Source organism: Mastigocoleus sp. MO_188.B34, assembly GCF_030065675.1.
Classification (GTDB): Bacteria; Cyanobacteriota; Cyanobacteriia; order Cyanobacteriales; family Nostocaceae; genus Mastigocoleus.
This window is the reverse complement of sequence record NZ_JASJDK010000120.1, coordinates 1-21,231: the sequence shown is the minus strand read 5'-3', so window position 1 is coordinate 21,231 and position 21,231 is coordinate 1. Positions and strand designations below refer to the sequence as shown.

Annotated in this window: 18 protein-coding genes and 1 pseudogene; 10 read left to right on the top strand and 9 right to left on the bottom strand. The window is 37.6% G+C overall.

Going from position 1 to position 21,231, the window contains the following annotated elements:
• Positions 1 to 371 precede the first annotated feature (371 nt).
• From QNJ50_RS22755 to QNJ50_RS22725, 7 genes and pseudogenes are all read right to left on the bottom strand, one after another.
• Positions 372 to 1,034 carry a heterocyst differentiation related protein gene (locus tag QNJ50_RS22755; protein ID WP_300639918.1) on the bottom strand — a complete coding sequence of 221 codons (663 nt, stop codon included), beginning with the start codon at positions 1,032 to 1,034 and terminating at the stop codon, positions 372 to 374.
• A 1,007-nt stretch (positions 1,035 to 2,041) separates the two neighbouring features.
• Positions 2,042 to 2,350, bottom strand: a complete 309-nt coding sequence (locus tag QNJ50_RS22750) for a DUF3007 family protein (protein WP_300639915.1) — start codon at positions 2,348 to 2,350, stop codon at positions 2,042 to 2,044.
• Between the two features lie 26 nt (positions 2,351 to 2,376).
• The gene (gene ndhL, locus QNJ50_RS22745) at positions 2,377 to 2,625 is read right to left on the bottom strand and encodes an NAD(P)H-quinone oxidoreductase subunit L (RefSeq protein WP_300639923.1); all 249 of its coding nucleotides are present in this window, start codon (positions 2,623 to 2,625) and stop codon (positions 2,377 to 2,379) included.
• A 1,156-nt stretch (positions 2,626 to 3,781) separates the two neighbouring features.
• Positions 3,782 to 5,189 (bottom strand): annotated as a pseudogene (locus QNJ50_RS22740) (IS110 family transposase).
• Between the two features lie 283 nt (positions 5,190 to 5,472).
• The gene (locus QNJ50_RS22735; RefSeq protein WP_300639912.1) at positions 5,473 to 5,835 is read right to left on the bottom strand and encodes a hypothetical protein; all 363 of its coding nucleotides are present in this window, start codon (positions 5,833 to 5,835) and stop codon (positions 5,473 to 5,475) included.
• Positions 5,829 to 6,332: a hypothetical protein gene (locus QNJ50_RS22730; RefSeq protein ID WP_300639909.1), complete on the bottom strand. Its 504-nt coding sequence runs from the start codon at positions 6,330 to 6,332 to the stop codon at positions 5,829 to 5,831. Before QNJ50_RS22730 ends, QNJ50_RS22735 begins: the two co-directional genes overlap by 7 nt.
• Positions 6,310 to 6,564, bottom strand: a complete 255-nt coding sequence (locus QNJ50_RS22725) for a hypothetical protein (protein WP_300639906.1) — start codon at positions 6,562 to 6,564, stop codon at positions 6,310 to 6,312. The genes QNJ50_RS22730 and QNJ50_RS22725 overlap by 23 nt, the downstream gene beginning before the upstream one ends.
• A 984-nt stretch (positions 6,565 to 7,548) precedes the next feature.
• Here QNJ50_RS22725 and QNJ50_RS22720 point away from each other — a divergent pair.
• The 4 genes from QNJ50_RS22720 (at position 7,549) to QNJ50_RS22705 (ending at position 10,777) form a co-directional block, all read left to right on the top strand.
• Positions 7,549 to 7,773, top strand: coding sequence for a photosystem I reaction center subunit IV (locus QNJ50_RS22720; RefSeq protein WP_300639903.1), 225 nt, complete (start codon positions 7,549 to 7,551; stop codon positions 7,771 to 7,773).
• Between the two features lie 43 nt (positions 7,774 to 7,816).
• Positions 7,817 to 8,710: a DNA-formamidopyrimidine glycosylase gene (locus QNJ50_RS22715; protein ID WP_300639900.1), complete on the top strand. Its 894-nt coding sequence runs from the start codon at positions 7,817 to 7,819 to the stop codon at positions 8,708 to 8,710.
• A gap of 253 nt (positions 8,711 to 8,963) precedes the next feature.
• The gene (locus tag QNJ50_RS22710) at positions 8,964 to 9,179 is read left to right on the top strand and encodes an NAD(P)H-quinone oxidoreductase subunit O (RefSeq protein WP_300639897.1); all 216 of its coding nucleotides are present in this window, start codon (positions 8,964 to 8,966) and stop codon (positions 9,177 to 9,179) included.
• A gap of 587 nt (positions 9,180 to 9,766) precedes the next feature.
• A complete protein-coding gene (locus QNJ50_RS22705; protein WP_300639895.1) occupies positions 9,767 to 10,777 on the top strand; it encodes a hypothetical protein in 1,011 nt (336 codons plus the stop codon).
• Positions 10,778 to 11,937: 1,160 nt separating this feature from the next.
• Here the strand turns inward: QNJ50_RS22705 and apcD are convergent.
• Positions 11,938 to 12,423: an allophycocyanin subunit alpha-B gene (gene apcD, locus QNJ50_RS22700; RefSeq protein ID WP_027843405.1), complete on the bottom strand. Its 486-nt coding sequence runs from the start codon at positions 12,421 to 12,423 to the stop codon at positions 11,938 to 11,940.
• Positions 12,424 to 12,896: 473 nt separating this feature from the next.
• On the opposite strand from apcD, the gene rlmD reads away from it, so the two are divergent.
• Together rlmD and QNJ50_RS22690 are read left to right on the top strand one after the other, a co-directional pair.
• On the top strand, positions 12,897 to 14,318 hold the full coding sequence (rlmD, locus tag QNJ50_RS22695; protein WP_300639888.1) for a 23S rRNA (uracil(1939)-C(5))-methyltransferase RlmD: 1,422 nt from the start codon (positions 12,897 to 12,899) through the stop codon (positions 14,316 to 14,318).
• 394 nt (positions 14,319 to 14,712) lie between these two features.
• Positions 14,713 to 15,174: an anti-sigma regulatory factor gene (locus QNJ50_RS22690; RefSeq protein ID WP_300639885.1), complete on the top strand. Its 462-nt coding sequence runs from the start codon at positions 14,713 to 14,715 to the stop codon at positions 15,172 to 15,174.
• A 421-nt stretch (positions 15,175 to 15,595) separates the two neighbouring features.
• On the opposite strand, the gene QNJ50_RS22685 is transcribed toward QNJ50_RS22690, so the two are convergent.
• Positions 15,596 to 15,886, bottom strand: a complete 291-nt coding sequence (locus QNJ50_RS22685) for a DUF6439 family protein (protein ID WP_300639882.1) — start codon at positions 15,884 to 15,886, stop codon at positions 15,596 to 15,598.
• Between the two features lie 51 nt (positions 15,887 to 15,937).
• On the opposite strand from QNJ50_RS22685, the gene QNJ50_RS22680 reads away from it, so the two are divergent.
• From QNJ50_RS22680 to QNJ50_RS22665, 4 genes are all read left to right on the top strand, one after another.
• Positions 15,938 to 16,363, top strand: a complete 426-nt coding sequence (locus QNJ50_RS22680; RefSeq protein WP_300639879.1) for a hypothetical protein — start codon at positions 15,938 to 15,940, stop codon at positions 16,361 to 16,363.
• Position 16,364: 1 nt separating this feature from the next.
• Positions 16,365 to 17,756, top strand: a complete 1,392-nt coding sequence (gene asnS, locus QNJ50_RS22675; protein WP_300639920.1) for an asparagine--tRNA ligase — start codon at positions 16,365 to 16,367, stop codon at positions 17,754 to 17,756.
• Positions 17,757 to 18,121: 365 nt separating this feature from the next.
• The gene (locus tag QNJ50_RS22670) at positions 18,122 to 20,008 is read left to right on the top strand and encodes a tetratricopeptide repeat protein (protein WP_300639876.1); all 1,887 of its coding nucleotides are present in this window, start codon (positions 18,122 to 18,124) and stop codon (positions 20,006 to 20,008) included.
• A 31-nt stretch (positions 20,009 to 20,039) separates the two neighbouring features.
• On the top strand, positions 20,040 to 21,231 hold a 1,192-nt coding region (locus QNJ50_RS22665), incomplete at its 3' end, for a DNA phosphorothioation-associated putative methyltransferase (protein ID WP_300639872.1).

The following is a 21,231-nucleotide window of genomic DNA, read 5'->3' as shown; positions in this document are numbered from 1 at the left end:
AATGCCGATTTTTGATTATCCACGACAAATGGTTGCGAATAATTTACCTTGTTATCACGTAAGTAGATTGTATTTGCTTATATTAATTTTTCAAAATGAGAATTGCTGATTCCAAGTTCCAAGGATTGCTCTCATAAAGCTTTAACGTTAGTTTCGTTGGGGTGCCGGGTGCCTTCAAGGAAAAAAACTCCAAATTCTGCTGAGGTCTTCTGTAGTTCTATACAAAGTAGGTTAAGGACTGTTCTAGTTATACAAATAAATAATACCTCCGCGCAACTATGTCGTGGAGGTGTCCTCAAAGTGAGATTCCAGATTATTGATTATGAGACAACAGCAAAATATCAGGGTATATTTAAGAATATTTAGAATATTTAGTATATATCCTCGTATTCTGTAGCTTCAGCCCTTCTGTGTTCTGCACGTGGTGGCAAAAACTCTGCGCGTCTCACAGGAGTTAATGTTGGATTAGGAGAATTATAAGGATGAATTACCTGTACCGTACGAGTAGAACGTGGTTTTTGGGAAAATAAAGCAGAAACTCCTGCTACCACAACTCCACCACCAACAGTAAGAGCCATTCCACCAACTGCTCCCCACAAAATACCTGAAGACCACCACTGATTTTCAACAGCAAGAGGTGAAGCAACTTGTTGTGGAGTATGTTGAATAGTTTGAGGATTTAGAACCTGTAACTGTGCTTGATATTGTTGACTGATTTGAGTTTGCAACTGCTCGTTACGATTTCTCAGTCGATCGTTCTCCCGTTGCATGTTTTCCATTTGCAACTTTACACGATCCATGTCAGAGCGTAGTTGCTCGTTGACTAAGTTCCCAGGAGAGGATGGAGGATTTTGTGGCAGGTAAGAATACTGGTTCGCAGGCGGGATTGCAGGTGGAGCAACTACAGGTTGCTGTGGTTGTTGGGAAGGTATGGAAAAATTCTGTGCTGCATTCCCACCTGCTCCTTTTAATAGTAAAAGTGCTGCTAAGCCTGCGACAGCGACACCACCGATAAATGCCATACTTTCACTCATCGTCTTTGCCCCCTAACTACGAAACCAATATGTACTGATAAACAATTACACTCTCTCACATTCATAAATTTACTACCCTAGAAGAATTTTCATAAAATTTATACTCTAACAAATTCTACCTTAACAGTAATAATAAACAGTTTTTCCACCGTCTAATATGTGCCTTATATATTCAAGATCATATCCGTTAAATTGTCTACTCGGAGAGATGATAACAAACATTAGGGTTATATATTTTTAATATTCTCTTCCGGTTCTATCAAAATTAATAATTGAGTCTTATTACAGATTGACTGCTTATACGTCCGGATTTTACAAGAATTAACTTTAGCTCCAGATATCTAACATGTGGGAAAATCTTTACATTTTTTTGGAATTTTATCTGAAAAATATTTAAATTTAGTAAAAATATTATTACTCACTAAGGTTGGTTTGAAAAGCTATAAGCGAAATCTGAAGAACTTTAACTTTGGTTTAAGAAATAACCAGACACCCCTGAATAATCTTAAAATTTTTACCGTTTTTTGTACGGCACTTAGAATTATAAGCTATTACATAGTACTAGCCTGTAGGTATGACTGGTTGATTAAGCCCATTTACATTAACCCATATAGATTTGACCAAATTTATGTAGAGGACGAGAATATCCAATCCATAACAGTTAAACTTGAAATTTTATTTGATGATTAAGACTACAGTTAACGCATTTACTATAATTTCAGACTACAGCAATTTCATAACTGCAGATAAATAATCATGACTTACGCAATTGTCATAATACACCGGTGGTGTGTGACACTCAAAGCCTTATTAATACGTTCAGGCTAACTCACTTGTGTCACACACCCTACAAGAAAAATGTGCCGGTTGCGTAAGTCCTAATAATAACGCAGAACTAAATTGAAATAAATAATAAAAATTAGTATAAACTTAAGTTTCCAGAAAAAATATAACTGCCTAAGGAGATTGGAAATGAATGAGCTTGAAAAAAAATTTGCAAAATATGTTTAATTATTCATTTTTTCCTGTTCTATCTCAGCTTGTATTTTTGCTAATTCTTCTTCGGAAAGCTCATCTAAACGTTTTTGAAAAAAAGCTTCTTCGTATTGTTCCCGTTGTTGATGGTAGGTCATTTTATTGCCCACTGCACGAAAAAGATAGGTGAATAACCAGCCAAGTAAACCACCAACTAGTAATACCTGGCTCCAAATACCAGCAGACTGGCTGTCTAAACCAACTTGTTGCAGTACCAAATATATCAAACCACCTGCAACAAAAACACCTAAACCAATTCCAATCGCATCAATGCGTCGCATCCAATTTATGACCTACCAAATTATGACTACATTGCAATTTTGCGTCGCCGGGGTCGCAAGTTTACGATGGGCGATAGCAACAATAAACCAGGGAAGAAAAAGAAAACTAAAAAGTACATAAAAGCGCGCTCTAGTGAACTGGCAACATACCAGCGAAAATTGAGATATAGCAAAATAAAAACAGGCATGACTAATAAGTAAGTTCCTGCCAAAGCCAGATATAGTAGCGCTACAAGCATCTCTTTTACTTTGTACTCATGAAGGACACATAACATGTTCCGCTTAAAAAAATCTAGCAATACTAGACCGAACTCCACGGATTTTGTTTGATTATTGATAAGCATTCACCCTTATTTACCTTGCCTTAACGGTATGGTTACTAGGGCAATAGCGAAGATACAAGATACTGCACGCTGCAGCACAAGAGCTTATATTATCATAACGCTTGCTTTTAATTTATCTCACATTTCTGTTAATCAACCCTTCATGCTTTACCCTTGTCTTTGGTTTTATTAACTTTCCTAAAATTCTTCAGTTCCAAGAAGTAATTATTTTGGGGATAATATACTCTAAAAATCAATCCTGGAGAGACTTACAAGATTTTAGGGCGTGATTGATTTCTTGCATCAAACAGCAAATACTCATACTTAATCCTAGGAGGTCGAAAAAAAAATTCAAAATTTAATGGACAAAAAATACAATTCATGCTGGAATATATGAGGAGGTTTTTTCCGACCTAGCTTAGCGACAGGTCTAAAAACTCTCTAATTATCTTCAGTTTTGGGGGTGTGGCGGAATGGTAGACGCTACGGACTTAGAAAACTGAGCCTTGATAGAGAAATCTTTCAAGTGGAAGCTCTCAAACTCAGGGAAACCTAAATCTAGTTAATAGACACGGCAATCCTGAGCCAAGCCAATTTAAGATTAATTATCCTAAATTTGGAAGGTGCAGAGACTCGACGGGAGCTACCCTAACGTTAAGACGAGGGTAAAGAGAGAGTCCAATTCTCAAAGTCTAAATAGTTAATTTAGCTTATAGACAGTAGCGAAAGCTGCGGGAGGATGAAAATCCGTTGACCGTAAAAGGTCGTGAGGGTTCAAGTCCCTCCACCCCCATTAAATTAAATCAATTATCAATAATGTCGGTAATAGGGTAAATCTCTGACTACCGACATTTTTTATTGTGAAGTGAAATAAACATACCGTGTGACAGGCTTAATCTCTAAATCAACACATTCCCCATCTTTATCAATTGAAGATTTTTACAGCACTTTGCAAGTAAATGAGGTACAAAACTATATCCTTAAACTTTTGTTATACAAGCATTACTGTCTGTATGGATGTACCTCAGTAACCTGAAATATGCTGTATCCCTCTTCTGTCACTTTCCGCTTTTTCCTATTAACTCCTAAGAAACACATTCTTAAATCCTTAACTAGCAAGGGTTTGAGTTTTTGAATCAACAGATTTGCTGGTATTGGAAATAGGAATGAGTTCCAAGCCAAAAGCTTGAGCTTTTTTCTTGAGGTTTTTGAGCATCCGGTCATGATACTGTTGCTCATAAGCGTTAATACCAGGATCAGTATAAGCACCTCCAGATGTCCTGCATGTGATAAAAAATACGTGCCAATTTGTGTGCAGCAGCAGTGATTGCTTTTGGTGCACCTAGGCGTGTTTGCATGCGACGGTAGTAAGCACCTAAGGCAGAGTGGCTACGGGACAAAGTTTGGGCTGCCATGCGTAAAGCATTTGCAGCACGATTAGCTACAGGGCGAGTTTTAGAACTCTTGACTTTACCACCAGTAACACGACTACCAGGACATAAACCCAACCAAGAAGTAAAATGCTTAACAGTTGGGAAGCGAGAGGGATCTAATCCAAGCTCGGAGAGTAATATTAGTACAGTCAAAGCACCAAAACCATCAACTTGAGTAAAATCAACACCACTAATACGATATAAATGTGTACGTAAATCAAATTGTGGTGCATTTCCGGGTTGTTTTTTCCCACGACGTTTTGGTTTATTCAAAGGTTTTTTTGTGATATCAACCTTATCCGTAAATGAAGCCAAGCATTGCTCTACTTGGTTATCACAGTCTGCAATCTGGGACTGGTAAAATTCGTAAAACTTTAGTTCTTGTTGGAGAATGAAAACTAATTCTGGGCGATAATCTCCAGTTAAAGATGCAGCAATCTTCTCTTTACTTGCCTTAATGCGCCCATCCTTAAGATCAGCTAACTTGATTGGATTATGTTCTCCAGATACGATCGCTCGAATGATACTTAATCCAGTAGTGCCTGTAATATCACTAATTACCCGATGTAATTGTATATTCATTTGCGTCAAGGCTTTTTGCATTCTTTGTACATGAACACAAGCACTTTTGATCAGATTATCCCTTTGACGTATATAACTGCGTAATGCACAAATTTGGTCTTCTGGTCGAAATGAACCAGATAATAAACCATATGTGTGTAGTTGTTGCAGCCACTGACAATCTAATACATCTGTTTTACGACCAGGTACAGTTTTAACGTAGTGAGCGTTGACCAGCTTAACCTCAAAACCACGACTTTCTAATATTTGAAATACAGGTATCCAATAAACACCTGTTGACTCCATTGCTATGGTTTCAATACCGCATTTCTTCAACCAATCTGCCATTGTATAAAGGTCGGCTGTAAAACAAGCAAAGCTCCGTATATTCTCGTTATCCCTTCCCAGAGGTACACTAACCCAATGCCTATCTGCACCAATATCAATCCCTGCAGCATTAAGATTAATTTGGCGTAGATTTCGATCTAAATCTTGGCTTTTTGGCTTTTTACGCTTGCTCATGAGAGTAAACAAAGAAATAGAATTGCTTATTTGATTGGGTGTACCATGCCTGGGTGGGCAAGTAAATTTAATCTCCGGTCACGGGATAGTAGCGATGCTACTTCACCAATACTGTTGCCAACATCACCCAGAACCACGCTTAGATTCGGACGAATACTGCACCAATGTAATAACGGCTTTTACTGTCATGGTACTTTTTCAGTGTATAAGTTATTGACCCTAAAATTTGATTTATTGTGTTTCTTTTATTAGTTGCGGGCGTGTAATCGCGCCCCTTGGGCGCTTAGATCTTGCACCTGGAAATATAGATGTCAAAACCACAACTACGTGCAATAGAAATTAAGCGTTCAATATTAAGTAAAAGAAGAGACACTACTATTTTTGTGAAGATAGATTCCAAAGCTGTTTGTGCAGCCTCACCCCAATCAGGTGGTAACGATGACTGAGTCGATAAATAAGTCCAGTGGGCAATAAAGTAAGCAGCCAAAGAAAGAATGAGCCAGCGATACACTCCAAGCAAAGTATTTTGACCGAAGCGGTGCAGACCAAAACGGTGCTTTGCGGTTTTAAAGAAGCCCTCAATTTGCCCTTCGGGTTCGCCAGTTGCTTTATGCCGGGGAACCCGTCCACCGCACTGGCTCACCATCTGCGTTTTCCCCACCACTTGATAGTGCTAGCTTTTAAGGGTCTGGTAGATATGACAATTCTTTTTTCTAGTCTGCCATTTTCACGTTTCAGATAATACCAAGACACAGTAACAGGAAAGTCTAAACCGACCAAGCGTACTTGTTGTCCCTGCTTATGTAAATGCCTTAAAGACCTTCCGTCAAGAAGTTTACGGCTAATAGCTACGCCTATGATTGCATGATATTTTAGCTTCCGTACTTCATGTATAAACTCTGCACTACCAAAACCAGTATCAGCCAAAATCATTACCCTAAAGTGTTTGGTCAGCAATTTTGGTAAGCGCTTAATTAACTTCAAGCCAAGTTGGGCTGGTGATGGAGTACCCTTACCTCTCCATACCCTGAAGTTCCAGGGTATTCGCCATTTCCCAACAACCAAATACAACACTACTACATGTAATCCCCGTTTCCTGTTATAAACTGAGATTAAATCCTCAAATACGCAGGAATTTTCCACATTTCTCTAGGGTTGTGAGGTCAACAATTACCTGTAAGAACGGTCTACGTCCTTTACCAGACTCAAATAAAGTCCTTAAAACAACCTCTAATATTTGGTTTCTAATAATACTAATCATCCCCCGCGTTGACCAGTGATTAATATTTAAAAATCTGCTTAAAGCGCTTGCTGATTTGGTTTTGGAATGTTCTGGCAATGGTCGTCCCTGTGCCTCTAAAAACAATCCCAGCATTGCTTCTAAATTATCTTTTTGGTACCGAGTAGGGGACGCATGGCACCTACACAAAAGGCACAGCCTTTATATAAAGCGCGCCCTACTTCCCAACAAACTAATCAACTAGAGAAGGCTTTGCCTTTTGTGCAGAAAAATTCCACGGCATCAAATCTTTGAGGATGTAAACTAACTCTTGGGCGGTGGCAAGCATAGTTCTTGCTTTAACTAACGAAAAATTTCACGCCCTTTTTCCCATTTTTTGCCGTTTTTTGCCATATATCCGCAATTTTTCGTCATAAAAGATAATGATAATCGCTATTTTAGGGAGAGAGCAGTTGCTATGAGCAACTGCTCTCTCCACCCAATTCTATGATTATCATTTTTATAAAAAAATATGGAAAATTAACCCAACATGAGTAGAGTAAAAGACATAAAAAACAAGAAAAAGCATTTAATTACGAGTAATAAGGGCAAATTTGCTGGCAAATAGATTTTTTTGTCTTAAATTTGTCTATTTTTCCATTAATTGCAAGAAGCGCGGCTAGTGCCACGAATGCGACCACTTCTCTAATTCGGTTTTAGGAAGATTTCCATACTCCTGCTTATTTAAGTATTAAGACTTTAATTTAAAGAAATATTTATAACTATTTGACACTGAGGTAAATTGATTTATTTGCTGTAGCAGTTTGACCGGTTTAATTTATATATTTACGGTTTACCCGTAAGGTGCAAGATCTAAGTTAAGTTACTATTTAACGTTCTGCCGAATTTAGTTCCCCTAACTCCTTTAAAAAGCAGGGTTTAGGGGGATATCAGAGAATCTAAAAGTTTTGTCCATAAATAGTAACTTGGGTTATTTATCCTATTTCAATATCAATACCTAATCTCCAATTTTCAAGAAAAATAACTTAACAAAGCCTCTGAAGGACGCCTTCAGGTTGTAGAGTGAAATCAATTAGCCAAACATAAAATGGTAATTGATAACTAAAAGGTAAAAAACTTATGGTTCAACGTGGTTCTAAAGTTCGCATTCTTCGTCGGGAATCTTACTGGTACCAAGATGTAGGTACTGTAGCAACAGTTGACAAAAGCGGTATCAAGTATCCTGTAATTGTTCGGTTTGAGAAAGTCAACTATTCCGGCATTAACACTAATAACTTTGCTGTTGATGAGTTGATAGAAATCGAAGCACCCAAAGCCAAGGCTAAGAAAAAGCCAGCAGCTTAGAATTAGTGTTAGTTTTTGTAGGAAATACTCAAGGCGTTTAATTGTGCCCGAACTGCCTGAAGTTGAAACAGTAAGACGGGGGTTAAACCAACTAACCCTCAATCAAAAAATTACGGGTGGGGATGTGTTGCTTCACCGCACCATCGCCTATCCTTTTTCTGCTGCCGAATTTTTGGACGGGATCCAAGAAAGCAGAATTACCAGTTGGTATCGTCGCGGTAAGTATCTTCTTGCCGAACTTGTATCTGGAGATCCAAGAGAACAGAAAAATGTAATATATAAAGATTGTGTATCTTCTCCTTGTCAAAAAAGTTGGCTGGGCGTCCATTTACGAATGACAGGTCAATTGTTGTGGTTGCATCCTCAGGAACCGGTACACAAGCACACAAGAGTTAGAATATTCTTTGGTAAAGAACAGGAATTACGTTTTGTCGATCAACGCACTTTTGGTCAGATGTGGTGGGTTCCTCCAAAAGTTGAAATTGAAAGTGCGATCCCCGGTTTGGGTAAGTTGGCGGTAGATCCATTTGTACCAGAATTCACCGCTGAGTATTTAGCGAATAAACTCCATAATCGCCGTCGTTTAATTAAGGCTGCACTATTAGATCAGTCGGTAGTCGCCGGTTTGGGTAATATTTATGCTGATGAAGCGCTATTTAAAAGTGGTATCTTACCAGAAACTCTGTGTCTAGATTTGCAGCCAAAACAAATTAAGGACTTGCGGATAGCAATTATTGAAGTCTTAAAAGCCAGCATTGAAGTTGGCGGTACAACCTTTAGCAATTTCCTCAATGTCAAAGGTGTTAATGGAAATTATGGTGGTTTAGCATTTGTTTATAATCGGGCTGGGGAACCCTGCAGGATTTGTGAGACACCCATTCAGAAAATTAGACTAGCAGGACGTTCTACTCATTTTTGCGATCAATGTCAGAAGTGATCTGGAATAGGGGAGTCCGAGAAGAAAAAATATAAAGAAGCTGTCACGAGTCATAGTTATACTCACCAAATTCAACCCTCGTAACTACAAGTAAAATTACCTTCAGGTTTGATAATTAATTTTCCATTAGGAAAAGGAAACTTATGACCCATTACCCATTATCCATTCCAATTACCAATTACCTGAGCAATTCAACTTCCCGAAAAGCTAAAATCTTTGAGAATACATTTCACTAGCCTCAAGAGGAATTGTAATGCCGATCAAAAAAGGAACAATGGTTCGTGCAATCCGTGAGCAACTGGAAAATAGTACTGAAGCTACAGCCAGTGATTCCCGTTTTCCGTCTTATTTATTTGAAAGTCGCGGAGAAATTTTAGAACTCAAAGGTGATTATGCTCTAGTAAAGTTTGGCAAAGTTCCAACACCTAATATCTGGTTGCGTTTAGATCAACTGGAAGAATTTAAATGAATACTTGTGTGATATTTGTGGGTTCAATAATCCCATATCCATAAAAATTCCTACGTGCTGTTTGAAGATGCTAATCATTTGCAGGTGGATAATTAAATATCTCTAGTTTGAAGGTACGAAGTTTCCATTCCTTCACTGGATCTATGAACCCCTTGAAAGAGGGGTTTTATACTCAAGGGGTATTCCCAAAATCCTCTTAGTACAAAGTCTTGATTGGATGAGATTTTTATTCAATTTTTCAATCTCAATATTATTTGAATATTGGAGAAATCTTTATTCTGCAATCCCAGATTATTTTCCAATAAAGATTGTAGATATGATGACTTGAGTCACTGACGATACTTTATACTCATGCGTTTTTTTAAAGAAACTTCCTCAAGACAAAGATTAACCCTAGGAAATGAATTTATCTTTTTCCTTATTAAACTTAGTATCAGGCAAAATAGATTGTTTACTGTCATTTTTTGTTAATAAAAATACTCCAGGGCAAAATACCTCAGAGAAATTTTCTTGATGTTTTTTACCATACTCCAGAAAGATATATCGCTAGATTATCCTGGTTGTGGAGGTAAAATTAAACACGCAAAATGGCACCAAGAAAAACAACTTCTCAAAGTAGAAAATCTAAAATTAGTTCTAGTACTAAAAGTAAGACTAAATCTAATCCTAAAATGACTACCCTAAAGTCTCGCACTAGAAAATCAAAAGAGCAGAATTCCGTAAATGAAAGCGTTAGTGAGACTATGACTGTGGAGAAAAAAACTAAGGCTAAAGCTAGCACTCAAAAGGTAGAACCTAAAAAAGCTAACGAAAAAAAATCTCTAACTAGTACCAAGCAAACTAGAACCAAGTCTACTAAAAAAGCTGATGTAAAGGCTAAGACTGAGCAAGCTCCAACTACAACTAGGAAGACAAAAGCAAAATCAACTTCCAAGAAAACTGCGACTGCAAAGGTGGCTACCGAGGAAGCTGCAGTTACAACTAAGAAAACCAAAGCAAAATCGACTTCCAAGAAAACTGCGACTGCAAAGGCTTCTACCGAGAAAGCTCCAGTAGCTACTAAACAAACTAGAAGTAAATCAACTTCCAAGAAAGCTGCAACAAAAGCCAATACTGAAAAAGCTCAAAGTACAACTAAACAAAGCAAAACTAAGTCAGCTTCTGAAAAGCTTGCTGCAAAAACTAGCGAAGAAGTAAAAGCTAAATCTACTAGCAAAAAGACAACCAAAACTAAAGCTACAGCCAAGAAAGATAACGCTCAAACTCTCTTATTGTTAGCTTTGTGGGATTCTGGAGCGCAAACAAAAGAAGTTAACACTTCAGATTTAATTACCCGAATCAAGCGAAAAAATGAAAGAATCGGTGCATACCAACGCGTATTCAGACAGTTACTGAAAGTCGGCGCAATCAAAAGCAGTGGTCAAAACAATGTGACCTTAACCGAAAAAGGCTCCCAAATGTTATTGGAAGGAATTACTAGCCTCAACATTGCATTTGATGGTAGACAGGTTGCAAGCAAAGTTGCAAATGCATATTTAAATGCACTTCTAGCTTGGATAAGAGAAATGAATACATCTGTCACAGAAGCTGCAAATTAACTGACTAGTTATTTTGTTATTTTCACTTCCTTAAATTAGGGATAATATATTCCACTGCACAGCGATTTACTCTAATCGGGAAATTGTAATCATGCAGATGAGAACGCTTAAGCGGCTCCTCCAAATCAGATATTGTGGAGCCTATACCAGGGTCAATCTGTCCTAAAGTATTTATTAGGTAGTAAAACAAATGTATTAATGATTCAAGTCAAACCATCAGCACGTTCATTTGATCGGATATGAAATAGATTCGTGATTTTGTCTTCAGATATACCTACTCTCAAATGCCATAGCCAATATCAAATTTAAAGGGTGCAATGGCACTGAGAATATATCGGTATTTCAGGTATTTCAATTCATTCCTTACTTGTAGCAGTGTCTTATGACTTTATTGGATCCCTGCATACAAGACCGTAAAGGAATATTTACCATTTTACTTAAGGCGTTTGGGTGCAGATTCTCCGCCATTTCCTCACACTTCAGGGCGGAAGATTTACAGACAGCAAAGTTTTGTGCAGACTTGATGTATTCGTTCTTGTTAGATATTTTCAACTCGGGATATTCATAAGTCTTATTGATTAACAAAAATAGAGATACTTATGTTATTTTTGCTTGTTAGTTGATTTCTTATTTTTCAAATGGTGTCAAAGACTTATTAAATTTTATGTAAAGTTTGTATGAATAAATCAATCTTTTCTTTATAAATTATTGAAACTTTCCGGATATCTAATTATATGCATTGAATATTGCTTTTGCTAAAAAATAGCATCATATAAACTTCATTTTTATTGGTGTTATATATATTAGAATTAACCTTCAACTTTTATATTAGAATAATCATTTTTGATATTTTTGCTAAATTGCAAGTGTAACCGCGTAAAATTAGCTGGAAATAAGATATAGAATTTTACTAGTTATCCAAATTCACTACTCAGTATATGTGATTTTATAAACATATTTAAATAGAATTTCCCCGCACCTACTTAGTGAATTGACTGATAAAGCCAGAATTACCAATATTTGCGGGGAAGATAAATTAAATTGGGGATTTTATAAATTTTGGGGACTAATAGTTTTCCCTGAATTTATTGGTTTGTGATTACTCCCTCAAAATCCAAAATAACACCCAAATAGGCGGTACTAAACTCTTAAAGTCTTAGCTAGGACATTGCTTGAATGATGTAATCAAAGTAAGGTGCAGCTTCATTGGCATCTTCTGTACTAAGTAATTCCAAGGAAGCTTTTTTCAAACAGTTAATTGCTTCCACCATTCCAGGAACGGGTACTCCCAAAGAATTATACATTTCACGTACGCCAACCAGTCCAATATCTTCAATAGGATCTACATCTCCAGCAAGAACACCGTAAGTAATCAAGCGTAAATACCAGCCAAAATCACGGATACAGAGGGAACGTTCCTTCTGTCCGTAAGCATTACCACCAGGGGAAATAAAATCAGGTCGTTTTTGCCATAATTGTTTGGTTGCTTGATCTACTATTTTTTTCTCATTTTCAGAAAGGGTTGTGGCAATTCTTACCCTTTGTTGTCCAGTTTGTAAAAAATCTTGGATGTTCTTAAGTTCGCCGCTGCTGGGGTAACGCAGTTCGTCATCAGCTTTGAGAATAACTTGGCTTACTACAGTCATGATTATTTCGATTGTCTTAAATGAAATATTATTAGCTAGTTTAACGACTCTGAGGGGTAGAAGTGAACAGTTATTAATTAATGCTTGCTACAGTTGTGCTCAAATCCTTCAATCTTCCCCAAATGTTTTCAAGATATTTGAGCTTGAGAACATTTTAACAAGTACCCTTTATTCAAAAAGACAGAGCATGGCTTAGCCCGTAAAATAGACCGATGATAAAACTTGAAATTCCTGTATTTTATCTACTTTCAAGCCAAAATTCTTGAAAAACAGCAATAAAACTTGTGTGATGGGAACACAGTAAAAACGCTGCTAACAATTTTCTTTGGACATATGGCAGCTGTTATGGGTAAAATGAACAATCTTACTCCTTGCTCATAACTTTTACCCGTTATCCATCAACTATTAGCTTATAACGCTACAACTATTGAATGTAGATAGTAGACGTGAAGTAAATAAACAGCTAAATAGCAATGACTGAAACCAAATGGCGACAGGGTGAATTAATCGAAGTTGAGATTGTTGATTTGAATGATACAGGAGATGGTGTTGGTAAAAAGGATGGAAGAGTAATATTTGTAGCAGATACAGTACCAGGTGATCGGGTTCTTACTAGACTCCTACATGTTAAACCTAAATATGCCCATGGCAAGCTACAGGAAATTAGACAGCCATCACCCAATCGCATTCGGCCATCATGTATTGTGGCAGACAAGTGCGGTGGTTGTCAGTGGCAACATGTTAATTATCAATTACAGCTAGAAGCAAAGCATAATCGGGTACTTCAAGCTTTGGAACGAATTGGAGGTTTTGCACAACCCCCAGTTACTCCAGTTTTACGAGCGCCTGAAGCAATGGGTTATCGCAATAAAGCCACCTACCCTGTGGGTACTTCTGGTAACGGTAAATTTATTGCTGGTTACTATCAAAAAAATAGCCACAAATTAATTAATTTGAATCATTGCCCCATACAAGACATTCGCTTTGAACCTTTACTCAAAAGAGTTAAACAAGACATAGAGCGACGGGGTTGGACACCATACAATGAAAAGCTACACCAAGGAGAAATTCGTCACATCAGCTTCCGGATCGGTCGTCGGACTGGCGAAATCTTATTAACAATAGTGGCAAAAACCTTAAATATACCAGGAATCGAAGAACAAGCACAAGAGTGGTTAGACCACTATCCCCCACTTGTGGGAGTGATGTTAAACCAGAATGGCGAACGTACGAATGTCATATTTGGATCTGATACTCGTTGTATCGCTGGCAGACCTTATCTGCGAGAAAAATTTGCTGGTTTGGAATTTCAAGTTCAAGCTGAAACTTTTTTCCAAGTATATACAGAGACAGCTGAATCTCTGTTGCAAATTATTCAGTCAGAACTGAATTTACAAGGTAATGAATTGCTTCTTGATACTTACTGTGGCATTGGAACATTAACTCTGCCACTTGCCAAACAAGTAGGACAAGCCGTGGGTCTAGAAATGCAGGTTAAAGCTGTAGAACAAGCAAAATTAAATGCCCGAATCAACAAGATTGATAATGTTACATTTTATGCAGGAAAGGTAGAGGAATTGCTACCTAAAATGGGTCTGAATCCAGACATTGTTTTACTCGACCCTCCACGTAAGGGATGCGAACCTCAAGTGATTGAAACACTTCTTACATCAAAGCCAAAGCGTATTGTATATGTCAGTTGCAAAGCTTCGACATTGGCTCGAGATTTAAAATTGCTTTGCCAAGATGGAGTATATAATATAACTATGGTTGTGCCTGCCGATTTTTTCCCACAAACTGCTCACGTCGAAGCAGCAGCTTTCGCCGTTCTATCACAAATAGATCTGGGAAGTAAGCCCTTTACAAAAAAGTCAAATTTCAAATTTGTAGCCTAGCGTATAGTAAAAATGCTAAAATTGAATTAATCTGAAAATATGATTCCTTTTGAGTAAATAAATTAAAGCTGCATGGACTTCTTGAAAGTTATAAATTTAGTTGTTTAAATCACAAATCAGTGAAACTAAAGAGTATACAAACACTCTTTTGACTTAAAACTAATTTTTAGTTACGAGCTGCGGTTGCAGATAAATATATAAAATTCTGATTTGTTATTAACTTAATTTAAGAACTTAATTCTATAAAAGATAGTCAGTGCAATAAGCATTTTCAAAATTTATTTCTAAAGATTAAAACTTGCTTAAAGGAAAGAAGACCACCTAAATTTTAATCAGGGTGCCTGTGACAGCTTGCCTGATGTCTAGCTAACTCTGAAGCTACGGGGTTTCTCTTGTGATTACTATTTCACTCCGTCCTGTAGGACGCAATTGGGGCACTATTAGTTTCGCCTCAACTCTATATCTCTGCCCAATTTTAGATTTACTCCTGGCAGAAATACCAAACAAAATGCAAGCCGAACTGCGTTTGGGGCTTCAAGAGGCCTTAGTTAACGCAGCAAAACATGGAAATAATTTAGATCCTAGTAAAAAGGTAGTTGTTCGTTTTTCTTTGATAGACGACAGATACTGGTGGATCATTTCAGACCAAGGATGTGGCTTCAACCCGAATTGTCAATATCATGACGATCCTGAAGACTACCTTCCTCCGGATGAGTCAGAGAGTGGTCGTGGTTTGAGTATTTTGCATCTGATATTCGACCGAGTTGAGTGGAACAGAACTGGTACTGAATTAAGACTTTGTAAGCAATTAGAAAGTCGCCCTAGGATACCTTTACTTTCACGTAATAATAACTAATTTCTGTAAGACTAATATTCTCAATAATGAGAATATAGATACTATCTAGCAGAATAAAAAGGAATCTCTATTATATGTTTATTAGATTTTTGAAACACTCCTAAAGTAAGCTTAGGAGGTTGCTTATTTTACGCTCAAAATAAACAGCAGAATAGTAAATCAGTAAATCTTTGAAAAGCAGAGCACTCAGATACGTATAGCAGAGTTAGGGAAGTTCTAGCACTTATTTAACGCTTACAAATATATACAGCATGGAATTGGGGGATGTCTGTGATGTGTATCATACTTAAATCAAATCTAGGTTAAGAAAGTTGATAGCCAATGATTGACGGTTAACTTACCTTACTCTAGTTTCAAGTGTCAACCGTCAAATGCTACCTGAATCTGAATAAATAAAGCTAAAGATAGCAATTAGCAATACCTAGCCTTTATTTTCCTTGTGACCATGGGTCGGACAAGGTGGTGCACTAATAGAATGGTCTAACCAACCAGTAGCCTGTTGTAGTCTTGGAAGGGCTTCTTGTTGGGAGTCTTTTAGTAGAAAAACTAATGCTGCTGCTGTCTGTTCGCAAGCACGAGCTTTGCGGTTAGACTTGAGTCGATGCCACTCGTTAGGAGAAATACTCAATCTCTCCATTAAAGCTTGCGCTAGTTCTAAAGTACTAATTTCACTTAATTGATTATTTTGGTTCAAATGGGTAGCTTGAGACATAACGGGTAGGCATTCATTATTTAGGCATTTTCCTTTACTTTACAACCTTGTATGAATTTACCTGACCGATCATCTAAACAGTCCGATGAAGAAAATCTCCTGGAGATATTTGAAGGGTTAATTCTTGAAGCCGAACAAACACTTGAAGTTTTAAAAAACCGCTATAGTCAGATAGTTGCTGAGCGACAACGTCAACTGGAACTATATCAGCGCTTGGAGCAACTAAACAAACCAACTAAAAAACAAACTCTGCAAAATAACTCGAAGCAAGAATTAAAATTAAATTTAGAGCAGGTCAAAGCACAACTGGAAACCTTAGAAGATAATTTGGGTTTATTTTCCAGGAGTTATCTGGCGCTATTTGGTGGTATTATCATTTTTTCCAAGAGTGGCTTAAAAGATGCTTTCTGGCAAGTCATCCGCTTTGCTGGATTGGGCGTTATCATAGGCTGGTTATTAAAAAGTTTTGCTGGTTAAGATGATAAATCGACGGATTAAAGATGTACTGCACAATGGCGAAGCTGATGAAAAGCTGACTGTGTGTGGCTGGGTGCGAACTAAAAGGGAATTAAAAGGATTTGCTTTTATAGAAGTCAACGATGGTTCTTCCTTGGCTGGTTTGCAAGTAGTTTTAGACGAAAATACATTAGACTATGAAGCCGTTCTAAAAAAACTCAATACAGGTGCTTCAGTAGAAGTTATGGGAGTATTGGTACCTTCTCAAGGAAAAGGACAGCGAATCGAACTCAAAGCACAAAATATCAAAGTTTATGGTGAAGCAGATCCGGAAACCTATCCCCTACAAAAGAAGCGTCATTCCTTTGAATTTTTACGTACGATTGGACATCTACGGAATCGTACCAATTCTTTAGGCGCTGTTTTACGGGTGAGAAATGCTTGCGCGACAGCAATTCACCAATTTTTCCAAGAACGGGAATTTTTATGGGTACACACACCTATTATCACTGCAAGTGACTGTGAAGGTGCGGGCGAACTTTTCAGTGTTACTAATTTAGATTTAAAAAATGTTCCACTTACGGATCAGAAGGAAGTAGACTACAGCAAAGATTTTTTTGCAAAACCCACATACTTGACAGTTAGCGGTCAGTTAGAAGCTGAAGTCATGGCGATGAGCTTTAGTAACGTCTATACCTTCGGTCCTACTTTCCGTGCGGAAAATTCCAATACCTCTCGACACTTAGCGGAATTCTGGATGGTGGAACCAGAGATGGCTTTTTGCGATCTTAACGGAGATATGGATTTAGCCGAGGAGTTTCTCAAGTATGTCTTCCAGTACGTTTTAAAACATTGTTCCGAAGATATGGAATTTTTTAATCTGCGGATAGATAAAACTGTATTGGAAACGGCTAACAATATAATTGACAATAAATTTGAACGTATTACTTATACCGAAGCCATTAAGCTTTTAGAAAAAGCCAAGGTTAAATTTGAATATCCAGTAAGTTGGGGTTTGGATTTACAGTCAGAACACGAACGCTATCTCGCGGAAGAACTATGCAAAAAGCCTGTAATTGTTTCGGATTATCCCGCAGAAATTAAAGCTTTTTATATGCGTTTAAACGACGATAATAAAACCGTCGCCGCTATGGACGTATTAGCACCAAAAATAGGTGAAATTATCGGCGGTTCCCAAAGAGAAGAACGTCTAGATATATTAGAGACACGCATGAAAGATTCGGGAGTCCCCCCAGAAGAATTATGGTGGTATTTAGATCTGCGTCGCTACGGAACTGTCCCCCACGCTGGCTTTGGTCTGGGTTTTGAAAGGGTGGTTCAGTTTATGACTGGGATGGCGAATATTCGCGATGTTATTCCTTTTCCTCGCGCTCCTTTAAGTGCCGAATTCTAAAGCAAGAAATAGGTTTTAGTCAAAAGGGGAAAAATTCTTTTTTTTAATGATTTTAACCAGTTTTAAAGGAAGATTTTGCAGAAAGATCGCAATAACTGGATAGAATTTGACTCGGTTCTGAGGGGAGCAATAAAAACTAAAATAATTACATAAAATTAGCTTTTTATCCTGCTCCCTTCTGGCTTTTTCTTGCCATCTTAGCAAGTTAGGCAAGAGGCAATAGGCAAAAGATTCTGAAAATCTATCTTTAGCATTATTTTGGAAAATTGGTATTATGGCATTTCTCGAAAGTAACAAGGGACTTATTTCACAAAAAACTCACAAATAACTAACTATTTGGTAATTAATTACATTATCAAATCAATTTGAGCTATCTAGCTGTTTTTGAAAAATGGTATTACAAAAAAAATGATACTAATTCTCGATCTGGTTTTAAGATAAAGTTAACTGCAACTCAGTTAGAGAACTATTTTCCACCAGAAGCCATGAGCATCGAAAACTTGTACTTACAAGCTAAAGATAGTTATTATCGGGGGAATAATAAAAATGCGATCGACTATTTAAAGCGTCATCTTCGTTTTGCACCAAATAACAGCGAAGCATACCACCTTCAAGGACAAATTTATTTGAATTTATCTAAATTTGAAAAGGCTTTAGTAAACTTCGATCGCGCCGTTAAAATTGCTCCTAAAGCTAAATATTATTATAATCGCGCTTTAACCCATAAAAGACTGGATGAAGCAAGTGCGGCTAAAAAAGATTTTGAAAAGATAATTGATTTAAGAAATAAAGATTTAGAAAGCCTATATTATCGGGCTAAAGCAGCACTGGTACTTCAGGATAAAGATTTTCAAGATTATAGTTCGATCTTGAACGTTCAGCCTCACAATGCCGAAGAATATTACTATCGAGCTTACTTTAACATTCGCTCGGGCAAAATAGAAGCGGCAATATCCGACTACACTCGGGCTATTTCTCTCAATCCCAATTATATCGATGCCTATCACGGTCGAGCTGGATTGTTGGAAGTAGAATTAGAAGACTTGGATGGGGCAATATCGGATTACAATAGCATTATCGAATTAAACCCGCGACATTTTTGCGCTCATGTGGTTCGGGCGATGATTAGCGATAAAATAGGTCAAGTTGTCGAGGCACAATTAGACTACGATCGCGCCATTAAGATCGATCCAGCTCTAGGATATTATTATCGCGCCAAAATGCGATCTCAACAGCAAGATATCGATGGGGCTCTTTCTGACTATACTAATTCGATTCAAGCCAATCCTCACGATGTTGAAGTTTATTATTTGCGATCTTGTCTCTGGCTGAAATTAAACGAACTCGATCGCGCCATTGCAGATTACGATCGCATGATTGCCATTAAAAAAGTCAAACCAGATAACCATCATCCCGATCTCAAAGAGGTTTATCGACTGCGAGGAAACGCCAAACAGAAAAAGGGCGATCTTAGATCTGCTATCTCGGATCTTAGCCAATCAATTCACCACAATCTCGATAAAGATACTTATGTTTACAATTTACGAGCCAAATTGTGGATTAAAGTAGGAGAAATAGATAATGCAATTTTCGATTACAGCGAATCGATCGACATTAACCCTCAAGATATCGAGATCTACTATCGTAGAGCGAAACTATGGGTCGAACAAGGAGAAATCAATAAAGCGATCGCAGATCTAGATTGTATTCTCAGCATTAAAACAGCCAAACCAGACAGCGTTGATGGCAATATTATCTACAGCAAAAATAATAATAGTGGATATTTAATTTATGGTGCTAATAATAGCTCCGTTACCCTCAAAGAAGTTTACCAACTTCGCGAACAAATTGCACCGCAACAAAAAATTAGAGATCTTAAAACAGAAATTATCGAGTTAAATCAATTCATCAGTCAAAATCCCGATCTCAACGCTTATAAATATACTATGCGAGGTCGATTGTTGGCAGAGATCGGACAGAGGGATCGAGCTATGACTGATTATAATAGTTCGATTCGGATCAATCCTGAAAATACCTATACTTACTATCTGCGATCGCAATTATGGCATCGACTGGGTCAGATCGATGAAGCATTTGCAGATCTCGATCGCATTTTAGAACTGAAAAGACTCCACTCAGATACTCGTAAAGCAAGTCATATTATAGACGCAAACCGACAAGATGTATATCCGGCGATCGCCGATGTATATAAATTTAAATACCAAATCAATAAAGAGCAAGTTTCGTTGTAAGGTAAATAACAAGCCGAACAGAGCGCGGAAAATGGATTTACCAGAGACAGCAGTAAATATAGATGGGACTAAGATAGTCGATCTTTGCCAAAATAGTAAGGTTGGTAAACTTTTACCGTCAGCTCTTTACGTCCATATTAAAGCGATCGCTGCGATCGATCCAATTCTACAAAAATACGAACGACGCGCTCGAAGTGCCAAGATAGATTTACAAACAGCAACTATTGTCAAATTCAGTTTCGATGGGGCTAAAATATCTTATCTTTGCTATCCCGAATTCGATCGCGATCCTCATCCAGCATTAAAACACAGCATCATCATCGATCTCAATACCCTCGAAGCAAAAAAATGGGACTACACTAAAACTAACAATCCCCCCATTCTCCACCGCAAAGAAACTTTTGTCACCCCCGACTATCCTTCCTATCAAGAGTTTGCAGAATTAACTAAAAATGAAGTAGCTTTAGGTTTATTAGACGATGCTCGTTTTATTGGCAATCGCAATGAATGGGAATATCGCTTAAAAAGGAGAGGTATTAGTTTTGAAGGCCATCGATTGATCTGTCCGATCGACCCGCAAAAAAATAATAAAATAGATATTCGCATCGAACGTCATAAAGCTGCTATAGTTCGTAAAGAATTATCTCGTCCGGTGCGTTTAGCAAAAGAAGCTGGTTTATTTACAGCAGGGATTACTTTTTTTGACTACGGTTGCGGTTACGGTGGTGATGTCGAAAGGATCGCAAAACAAGGTTATCAAAGTTCGGGATGGGATCCTTATTATTTTCCCGACAATCCGCTTAACAATGCAGATCTAGTTAATATCGGCTATGTAATTAACGTTATTGAAGATCTTCAAGAAAGACAAAAAGCATTGCAACAAGCTTGGGAATTAGCCGATCGCATCCTTGTTATTGCAGCGCAAGTCTTAATCGACGATCGCCACAGGGGTATTGTAGTTTATGGCGATGGTATCATTACATCCCGCAATACTTTCCAAAAATACTATCACCAAGAAGAACTAAAAATATACATCGATCGCGTCCTCAATGTCGATTCTATTCCCGCAGGTTTGGGGATTTATTTCGCATTTAAAGACGAAGCGATCGCCCAAAATTATCGCGTTTCTCGCTTCCATTCCCGCGAAAGCACGCCAAGGGTAAAAAGTCAAGGAAAAAAATTTGAAGAATACCGGGAAATCTTAACACCCTTAATGGATTTTA